2 protein-coding genes are annotated in these 1,866 nt (G+C 78.1%); both read right to left on the bottom strand.

What is annotated here, in order from left to right; translation table 11 throughout:
• The coding region (locus tag IE312_RS41430; RefSeq protein WP_229900316.1) for a ComEC/Rec2 family competence protein at positions 1 to 1,748 on the bottom strand (1,748 nt) is incomplete at its 3' end.
• On the bottom strand, positions 1,745 to 1,866 hold a 122-nt coding region (locus tag IE312_RS41425), incomplete at its 5' end, for a ComEA family DNA-binding protein (RefSeq protein ID WP_229900346.1). The genes IE312_RS41430 and IE312_RS41425, both read right to left, overlap by 4 nt.

Genomic DNA, 1,866 nt, shown 5'->3' with positions numbered 1-1,866 from the left:
CTCGCGCACCAGGCGAGTGCCTTGGCCGCCGGCATCGCCACCGGTGCCGTCGCGAGCGCGGCGAACCCCAGCACCGTCGCGGGTGCCACCGCCACTTCGGCGAGCAGGTTGCACGGCACCGCCACCAGGCTCACCCGGGCCGACAGCACCGCCACGACCGGCGCGCACACCGCCTGCGCCGCGGCGGCCGTCGCCAGCGCCTCGGCGAGCCGGGGAGGCACCCGGCGCCGGCGCAACGCCTCGCTCCAGCCCGGCGCGATCACCAGCAGCGCGCCGGTGGCCAGCACGGACAGCAGGAAGCCGTAACTGCGGGCCAGCCACGGGTCGTACAGCACCAGCACCAGGACGGCCGTGGCCAGCGCCGGGACCAGGGACCTACGGCGCCCGGTGGCCAGGGCGAGCAGCGCCACCGCGCCGCAGACGGCGGCCCGCAGCACACTGGGGTCGGGGCGGCAGACGACCACGAAGCCCAGCGTCAGCGCTCCCGCGACCAGCGCCGTCGCCCGCAGTGAGAGCCCCAGCCGCGGGGCCAGACCACGGCGCTCGGCCCGCTGGGCCAGTCCGGGCGGCCCGATGAGCAGCGCGAGCAGAACGGTGAGGTTGCTGCCGGATACGGCCAGCGTGTGGGCCAGGTCCGTCTCGTCGAAGGCGTGGTCCAGCTCGGGTGTGATCCGCGAGGTGTCCCCGACGACCAGCCCGGGGAGCAGGGCCCGCGCGTCCGCGGGCAGGTCCTCGGTCGCTTCCCGCAGGCCCGCTCTGAGGCGGGCCGCCAGGCGTTGCGGGCCGCTGGGTCCCGCCACGATCCGTGGCTCCGGCCGGCCGCGCACCCGCAGTACCGCCGCGGTCGGGTCGCCGGAGGCCAGCGCGGGCGCCAGCCGGCCCGCCACCCTCAGCCGGGTGGACGGCAGCACTCCGAGCCAGCCGGCTCGCCCGGCCGACGGGCCCTGTCCGGCATCGGCCGGCGGACGCCCGGGGCTTCCGGTTCTCGTCCCCGTCCCCGCCCCTTGCCTTTCCGGTGCCGGGACGTCCGGGTCGATGATCATCAGCACGGGTGTCCGGGTCCGCACCCGCCGTCCGCCGGTCTGCTCGACCGTGCGCAGCTCCGCCCTGGCCAGCACCGCCACGGGTGTCGCGTGATCACCGCGCAGCCGGGGACTGCTCAGCCACGGGTCGCCACTGATCTCGACCTCGGCGGTCACGGTCGCGAACCGCCGGGCCAGTTCGGGCACCGGCCCGCGCCGTACGTCGGCCCCGTGCAGTCCGGCGGAGGCGGCCGCGGCGGCGACGCAGAGCAGCACCGCCGCGACGGCCGGCCGTGCCCAGCTCAGCCGGTCGCGCACCCACCCGGCGCGTTCGGCCCCGCCGCCTCGCCTCCCGCGTCCGGCGCCGGCCTCGGCTGCGGCCGGCACCGCCCGCTCGGCGCCGGCCGCAGCGCTGCGAGGGCTGCTCGGACCGGGGCCCGGGGCCTCCGGCCGCCCGGCCGGCGCGTTCTGGCCGCCCCCTGACGGCCGCCGCACCGACAGCAGGAGGAGGCCGCCGGCCAGGCAGACGACGGCGGTCGCGGCGGTCCGGGCCACCGGTGCGTCCAGGGTCAGGGCCGCGGTGGCCCAGGCCGCGAGCGCGGGCGGCACCAGGCGCAGGTCCAGGGGACCGTCCCGGCCGGCGTGCGCGGTCCCTCCTTGCTCGTGTCCGGTGCGCGGTTCGGTGTCGCCGGTGCGCGCTTCGGTGGTGCCGGGCGCGCGGCTCATGGCCGTACCAGCCGGCGCAGATCGGTGAACCGGCGGTCGCCGATGCCGTTCACCTCGCGCAGTTCGTCCACCGAGCGGAAACCGCCGTGCTGGGTGCGGTAGTCGATGATGTGCTGGG

The sequence above is a fragment of the Streptomyces capoamus genome (genome assembly GCF_014654935.1).
Lineage (GTDB): Bacteria > Actinomycetota > Actinomycetes > Streptomycetales > Streptomycetaceae > Streptomyces > Streptomyces capoamus.
Note: the sequence above shows the minus strand (reverse complement) of the source record. Positions and strands in the feature narration are given on the sequence as shown.